4 protein-coding genes, 1 tRNA gene and 2 rRNA genes (1 of these 7 only partly in view) are annotated in these 7,419 nt (G+C 62.9%); all 7 read left to right on the top strand.

Features of this window, described 5'->3' with window-relative positions; all coding sequences use genetic code 11:
- A 23S ribosomal RNA gene (locus tag E7773_RS05215) occupies positions 1 to 1,958 on the top strand (it extends 837 nt beyond the left edge of the window).
- 155 nt (positions 1,959 to 2,113) lie between these two features.
- Positions 2,114 to 2,228, top strand: a 5S ribosomal RNA gene (rrf, locus tag E7773_RS05210).
- 87 nt (positions 2,229 to 2,315) lie between these two features.
- Positions 2,316 to 2,392, top strand: a tRNA-Met gene (locus E7773_RS05205).
- Between the two features lie 275 nt (positions 2,393 to 2,667).
- Complete coding sequence (locus E7773_RS05200; RefSeq protein ID WP_293989034.1) at positions 2,668 to 4,014, top strand: MFS transporter; 1,347 nt, start codon at positions 2,668 to 2,670, stop codon at positions 4,012 to 4,014.
- A 147-nt stretch (positions 4,015 to 4,161) separates the two neighbouring features.
- A complete protein-coding gene (locus E7773_RS05195) occupies positions 4,162 to 4,626 on the top strand; it encodes a (2Fe-2S)-binding protein (RefSeq protein ID WP_293989032.1) in 465 nt (154 codons plus the stop codon).
- Positions 4,623 to 6,761: a molybdopterin cofactor-binding domain-containing protein gene (locus tag E7773_RS05190; RefSeq protein WP_293989030.1), complete on the top strand. Its 2,139-nt coding sequence runs from the start codon at positions 4,623 to 4,625 to the stop codon at positions 6,759 to 6,761. The genes E7773_RS05195 and E7773_RS05190 overlap by 4 nt, the downstream gene beginning before the upstream one ends.
- A complete protein-coding gene (locus tag E7773_RS05185; RefSeq protein WP_293989027.1) occupies positions 6,758 to 7,378 on the top strand; it encodes an Isoquinoline 1-oxidoreductase subunit in 621 nt (206 codons plus the stop codon). The genes E7773_RS05190 and E7773_RS05185 overlap by 4 nt, the downstream gene beginning before the upstream one ends.
- The last annotated feature ends 41 nt before the right edge of the window (positions 7,379 to 7,419 follow it).

The raw sequence follows: 7,419 nt of genomic DNA, 5'->3' as shown, positions 1-7,419 counted from the left end.
TAGCTGGTTCTCCGCGAAAACTATTTAGGTAGTGCCTCGGATGGACACCGCAGGGGGTAGAGCACTGGATGGGCTAGGGGGTCGCGAGATCTACCAAACCTAACCAAACTCCGAATACCTGCGAGTGATATCCGGGAGACAGACGGCGGGTGCTAAGGTCCGTCGTCAAAAGGGAAACAGCCCTGACCTACAGCTAAGGTCCCCAAGTCATCACTAAGTGGGAAAGCATGTGGGAATCCCAAAACAACCAGGAGGTTGGCTTAGAAGCAGCCATCCTTTAAAGAAAGCGTAACAGCTCACTGGTCTAAACAAGGGTTCCTGCGGCGAAGATGTAACGGGGCTAAAGTGATGCACCGAAGCTTAGGGTGTGCAGCAATGCACGCGGTAGCGGAGCGTTCCGTAAGCCGGTGAAGCGACCTGGTAATGGGTCGTGGAGGTATCGGAAGTGCGAATGCAGACATGAGTAGCGATAAAGAGGGTGAGATGCCCTCTCGCCGAAAGACCAAGGGTTCCTGCGCAAGGCTAATCCGCGCAGGGTGAGCCGGCCCCTAAGACGAGCCCGAAGGGGGTAGTCGATGGGAATGCGGTTAATATTCCGCAGCCTGGTGGTGTGTGACGGATCCCGTGTGTTGTACGTCCTTATCGGATTGGACATGCTTCGAAGGGGTTCCAGGAAATAGCCCCACCGTATAGACCGTACCCGAAACCGACACAGGTGGTCAGGTAGAGTATACCAAGGCGCTTGAGAGAAGTGTCCTGAAGGAACTCGGCAAATTGCCTCCGTACCTTCGGAAGAAGGAGGCCCTCACATTGCGCAAGCAGTATGAGGGGGCACAGGCCAGGGGGTAGCGACTGTTTAGCAAAAACACAGGGCTCTGCTAAGTCGGCTTCAAGACGACGTATAGGGCCTGACGCCTGCCCGGTGCCTGAAGGTTAAGTGGAGGGGTGAAAGCTCTGAAATGAAGCCCAGGTAAACGGCGGCCGTAACTATAACGGTCCTAAGGTAGCGAAATTCCTTGTCGGGTAAGTTCCGACCTGCACGAATGGCGTAACGACTTCCCCACTGTCTCCAGGACATGCTCAGCGAAATTGAATTCTCCGTGAAGATGCGGAGTACCCGCGGTTAGACGGAAAGACCCCGTGCACCTTTACTGCAGCTTCAGAGTGGCATTAGGAAAGAACTGTGTAGCATAGGTGGGAGGCTTTGAAGCGTGGGCGCCAGCCCGCGTGGAGCCATAGGTGAAATACCACCCTGTTGTTTTCTGATGTCTAACCTCGATCCATGAAACTGGATCAGGGACCCTCTGTGGCGGGTAGTTTGACTGGGGCGGTCGCCTCCTAAAGAGTAACGGAGGCGTGCGAAGGTTGGCTCAGGTCGGTTGGAAACCGACCGTTAGAGTGCAATGGCATAAGCCAGCCTGACTGCGAGACTGACAAGTCGAGCAGAGACGAAAGTCGGTCATAGTGATCCGGTGGTCCCTCGTGGAAGGGCCATCGCTCAACGGATAAAAGGTACGCCGGGGATAACAGGCTGATAACCCCCAAGAGCTCATATCGACGGGGTTGTTTGGCACCTCGATGTCGGCTCATCACATCCTGGGGCTGGAGCAGGTCCCAAGGGTTTGGCTGTTCGCCAATTAAAGTGGTACGTGAGCTGGGTTCAGAACGTCGCGAGACAGTTTGGTCCCTATCTGCCGTGGGCGTCGAAATTTGAGAGGAGTTGACCCTAGTACGAGAGGACCGGGTTGAACGTACCTCTGGTGTACCTGTCGTCGTGCCAACGGCGCAGCAGGGTAGCTATGTACGGACGGGATAACCGCTGAAAGCATCTAAGCGGGAAGCCTCCCTCGAGATAAGATTTCTTAGGACGGTGGTAGACCACCACCTTGATAGATCGGATGTGGAAGCGCGGTAACGCGTGGAGCTAACCGATACTAATTGTCCTATTCGCGCTTGAGAGTTCCACCATCAATGACAGCCCTGGGGCTGTCTGGTGAGATGATTGAGTTCGACGCCAGATTATGAATATGACCGATCGCTGATGTTTCAGCCGATCGGCAACAAAGAGTGCACGATTTTAGAACCCGTTTTTCGACGTACACCGGCTTCATTGCCTGGTGGCCATAGCGTCGGTGTCCCACCCGATCCCATCCCGAACTCGGCCGTGAAACCCGACCGCGCCGATGGTACTGTCGCTCAAGCGACGGAAGAGTAGGTCGTCGCCAGGCATTGCAGCTGGTGTGCGTAGAGAAACGAGTTGAACCCATTCACTATGTCGATCGTCCCACCCCCCTCCCCGGGGCGGTCGGCGCTGGCGCGGGGTGGAGCAGCCCGGTAGCTCGTCAGGCTCATAACCTGAAGGTCACAGGTTCAAATCCTGTCCCCGCAACCAACGCCAACAAACGAAACAGCCCGCGAGTCTCACGACTTTCGCGGGCTTTTTGCTGTTCTCCAAAGTGTAGGGCGCTCGTCCTCACCCCTGCGCAAGGCGTCTGTTGGTTGTACTAAGCTTCCCGCCGTGCCGCCCGCGCCCGATCGCGGGATGGACGGCTGAGCGCGCCGATCCGCGCTCTATGTCTCGCGTCGCTCAAGACAGTGCTTTCAACATTTCGACGGCGAGGTGATACATGTCGGCGTCCGGCTACCTCGGACGCAAGGGGGATCGAAATGCTCAAGGCATTCGCGACGGGGCGAGACCTGCCGGTGAGGAGCGATATCGACGTGGACGCCGCGTATCGCCGCCAGCGGATGCGCACCATCGTCGCGATCACGCTCGGTTACGGCCTCAGCTACACCTGCCGGCTGTCGATCGATATGGTCAAGAAGCCGCTGATCGACGCGCACATCTTCACCGCGACCAATCTCGGCACGATCGGGTCGGCGTTCTTTTTCAGCTATGCGTTCGGCAAGCTGATCAACGGCTTCGTGTCCGACCACGCCAACGCGCGCAAGTTCTTCGCGATCGGGCTGATCCTCTCAGCGCTATGCAACGTCTATATGGGCTTTTCGACCACCGTTCTCGCCGCGACGATCGCGTGGGGGATCAACGGGTGGTTCCAGAGTTACGGCGCGCCGGGGAGCGTGGTCGCGCTGGCGAGTTGGTTCTCCAATCACGAACGCGGGCGATATTACGGCATCTGGTCGACATCGCATTCGATCGGCGAGGGACTGACCTTCTTCGTCGTGGCAGCCGTCGTTGGCTGGCACGGCTGGCAATGGGGCTTTTGGGGGCCGGCAATCGTGACGATGATGGCGGCGATCGCGGCCTATACGGTTATGACCGACCGCCCGCGCACGATGGGCCTACCGGCGGTCGCGGACTGGCGGCACGACCATTTGCCGCCGGCCGATCCCGAAGGCGTTGCCGCGCAGCCGCAGAAGAGCGTGTTCCGCACACAGCTGTCGATCCTCGCGATTCCGTCGATGTGGGTCATCGCGCTGTCGAGCGCGTTCATTTACATCACGCGCTACGCGATCAATTCTTGGGGCGTGCTCTATTTGCAGGAAGCGCGCGGCTACAGTGTGCTTCAGGCGGGGTCGCTGCTCACCGTCAACACGCTCGCCGGGATCGTCGGCGCGGTGGCGTTCGGCTTCATTTCCGACAAGATGTTCGGCGCGCGCCGCCCCCCGGTGAACCTGATCTTCGCGGTCGTCGAGATAATCGGGCTGCTGCTGTTCTTCTACGGGCCGCGGGGGTTCGGCTGGGAAGTGCTGGCGATGATCCTGTTCGGCCTCGGGATGACCGGCCTCGTCACCTCGGTCGGCGGGCTGTTTGCGATCGATATGGCGCCGAAGCGCGTCGCGGGTGCGGCGCTCGGGATGGTCGGGGTGTTCAGCTATCTCGGCGCGGGCATCCAGGACCAGATCAGTGGCGTTCTGATCGATGCGGGCAAGACCACCGTGAACGGCGTTGTCCACCACGATTTCACCGCCGCGATCGTGTTCTGGGTCGGCGCCTCGCTCGTCTCGCTGATCCTCGCCGCGAGCCTGTGGCGCGCGAAGCTGCGCGACTGAAGCCATCCATGCGATGTGGCCGGCGACGGCTTCCCGCGCGCCGGTAGGTTCGGCGATGATGCCCTCGCTTGCGCGCCCGTCGCGGTACCGCTTGGCGCGGGATCGTTACGAAGGTACACCGTTCCTCGACAGGATGGAGTGACGCAGATGGCGGTCGAATTCCTTCTCAACGGCAAGAGCATGTCGTTCGACGGCGATCCCGATACGCCGCTCCTCTGGGTGATCCGCGACCATGCCGGGCTGACGGGCACAAAATACGGCTGCGGCATCGCGCAATGCGGGGCGTGCACTGTCCATCTCGACGGCAAGAACCGGCGATCGTGCGTCACACCGGTCGATACCGTCGCGGGCAAATCGGTGACGACGATCGAGGGCGTCAGCGGACCGGTCGCCGCAGCAGTGCAGAAGGCGTGGGTCGCGATCGACGTGCCGCAATGCGGGTTCTGCCAATCGGGGCAGGTGATGAGCGCGATCGGCCTGCTCAACGCCAAGCCGCATCCGACCGATGCCGATATCGATGCCGGGATGGCGGGCAACATCTGCCGTTGCGCGACCTATGTGCGGATCCGCCAGGCAATCAAGGACGCCGCGAGTGCCAAGGTGCCGGCATGACCGCGCTCCAGACCGATCGTCGCAAGTTCCTCGCGGGGACGGGCGTCGTGCTCGGGCTGGCCTTGCCGATGCGCGGGGCGAAGGCGCTGCCCGCCGCGCCGTTCGCGCCCAACGCCTTCGTCCGTGTGCTGCCCGACAATACGGTCAGCGTCGTCATCAAGCATGTCGAGTTTGGGCAGGGGCCTGCAACGGGGCTGACGACGATCGTCGCTGATGAGATGGATGCCGATTGGGCGCAAATGCGGATCGAGTTCGCGCCCGCCAACGACCCGCTCTACAAGAACTTGGCGTTCGGGACGATGGGCACCGGCGGGTCGACCGCGATGGGCAATAGCTGGATGCAGATGCGCAATGCGGGCGCCTCGGCGCGCGCGATGCTGGTCGCGGCGGCGGCGAAGCAATGGGGCGTGCCGGCGGGTGAGGTCAAGGTTGCCAAGGGCGTTGTCAGCCATGGCGCGAACAAGGCTAGCTTCGGCGATCTCGCGGCGCTCGCGGCGACGATGCCGGTACCGGAGAAGCCCACGCTCAAGACGCCCGAGCAGTGGACGCTGATCGGCACCGATGTGCCCAAGATCGACAGCCTGGTGAAATCGACCGGCGCCGCGCAATTCACGATGGACGTCGCGCGCCCCGGCATGGTCGTCAGCGTGATCGAGCATGCGCCCGCGTTCGGCGGCATGGTGAAGTCCGTCGACGACAAGGCGGCGCTGGCGGTCCCCGGCGTGGTCGCGGTCAAGGCGATTCCGCAGGGCGTCGTCGTCTATGCCAAGGACACCTTTGCCGCGATGAAGGGGCGCAAGGCGCTGAGCATCGAGTGGGATTTGTCGAAGGCGGAGACGCGGTCGAGCGAGCGAATGATCGCCGATTATGAGGCAGCGAACGCCAACCCCGGCGTCGAGTGCGAGGCGAACGGCGATGCCGCCGCGGCGATCGCGGGGGCGGCGAAGAAGATTGAGGCGGCCTACATCTTCCCGTTCCTCGCGCATGCGCCGATGGAGCCGATGGACGCGGTGATCGAGTCCCACGCGGGCGGGGCGGATTTCTACGTGGGCAGCCAGTTTCAGGTTGGCGACACTCGCGCGGTCGCGGGCGTGCTCGGCGTCCCGTTCGAAGGCATGACGCTGCACGAGCAATATGCCGGGGGCAGCTTCGGCCGCCGCGCGACACCCGACATGGGCAACGCGGTCGAGGCGGCGATGGCGAAGAAGGCGCTCGGCGGCACAGCGCCGGTCAAGCATATGTGGACGCGCGAGAACGATATCGGCGGCGGTCGCTATCGCCCGCTGATGGTTCATCGGGTCAGCGGCGGGGTCGATGCCAAGGGGGCGATCGTCGGGCTCGACATTCGCACCGCGGGGCAATCGTTCATGCGCGGCACCGCCTTCTTCAACCCCGCGGAGAAGTTCGACGACGCGATGGTCGAGGGGCTGACGAAGAGCGCGTACGCTTTTCCCAACCTGCGCGTCGGTGCGAACGAGATGAAGAACGGCGTGCCGACGTTGTGGTGGCGATCGGTCGGGAACACGCACACTGCCTATGTGATGGAAACCTTTCTCGACCGGCTGATCGAGCTCGGCAAGGGCGATCCGATCAAGGCGCGGCTCGCGCTGATGAAGGAAGCGCGCGCCAGGGCGGTGCTGTCGAAATGCGCAGAGCTCGCCGGGGGGCTGATCGCCAAATCGGGCCGCGCGCGCGGCGTCGCGTTCCACAAGAGCTTCGGGTCGTACGTCGCGCAGATCGCCGAAGTGTCGGTCGGCCGCGAAGGCGTGCCGCGCGTCCACAAGATCTGGGCCGCGGTCGATTGCGGCGTCGCGATCAACCCCAATGTCGTCCGCGCGCAGGTCGAGGGCGGGATCGGCTACGGCCTCGGTCACGCGCTCTATTCGGAGATCACGCTCGGCGAGGGCGGGGTTGTGCAGCAGTCCAATTTCGACAATTACCGATCGCTGCGGATCGGCGAGATGCCCGATGTCGAGGTGGCGATCATCAAGTCGACCGCCGACCCGACCGGGATCGGCGAACCGGGCCTGCCGCCCGCGGCGCCCGCGGTCGCCAACGCCTGGCGCCGGCTGACGGGGAAGGTCGTCGAACGGCTGCCCTTCATTCATCCCGTCAATACGGGAGGGAGGGCATGATGACGTTCCCCCGTTTCGGCCTTGTCATGCTGGCCGCGTCGCTAGTCGTGTTTCCGCTCGCCATCGCGCGGGGCGGCATCGCGGAGGGGCTCAAGCCCGCCAGTGCGTTTGCCGGGATCGCCGACAGGAACGCGCGTTCCGCCGCGATCTTCACCGAGATGGGCAAGGTGCTGACCTCGCCCCGCTGTCTCAATTGCCATCCGCGCACCGACAGTCCGACCCAGGGTGATGCGATGGTCGTCCACAGTCCGCCGGTGAGGCGCGGTCCTAACGGGTTTGGCGTAGCGGGACTGGAGTGCGCGACGTGCCACGGTCCGCGCAACGCCAAGTTCGCGAACGGTCCGGGCACCGTGCCGGGCAACCCGAAATGGCATCTCGCGCCCCGATCGATGGCGTGGCAGGGGCTGACGCTCGGCCAGATCTGCGCGGCGATCAAGGACCCGAAGAAGAACGGCGGCATGAGCCTCGCCCAGCTGATCGACCATAACGGCAAGGACGAACTGGTCGGCTGGGGCTGGAATCCCGGCCCCGACCGCAAGCCCGCGCCGGGCAGCCAGGCGGCGTTCGGCGAGCTGACCAAGGCCTGGGTCGACAGCGGCGCGGTGTGCCCGAGGTGACGTATCGCTTGACCTTATCGTCAACCCGACTCACCATGCGG

This window comes from Sphingomonas sp. (assembly GCF_004799495.1).
In the GTDB taxonomy this organism is placed as follows: Bacteria; Pseudomonadota; Alphaproteobacteria; order Sphingomonadales; family Sphingomonadaceae; genus Sphingomonas.
Note: the sequence above shows the minus strand (reverse complement) of the source record. Positions and strands in the feature narration are given on the sequence as shown.

Coding starts and splice junctions, on each gene's coding strand:
- E7773_RS05200 (WP_293989034.1), top strand. CDS start 2,668: ATGCTCAAGGCATTCGCGACGGGGCGAGACCTGCCGGTGAGGAGCGAT.
- E7773_RS05195 (WP_293989032.1), top strand. CDS start 4,162: ATGGCGGTCGAATTCCTTCTCAACGGCAAGAGCATGTCGTTCGACGGC.
- E7773_RS05190 (WP_293989030.1), top strand. CDS start 4,623: ATGACCGCGCTCCAGACCGATCGTCGCAAGTTCCTCGCGGGGACGGGC.
- E7773_RS05185 (WP_293989027.1), top strand. CDS start 6,758: ATGATGACGTTCCCCCGTTTCGGCCTTGTCATGCTGGCCGCGTCGCTA.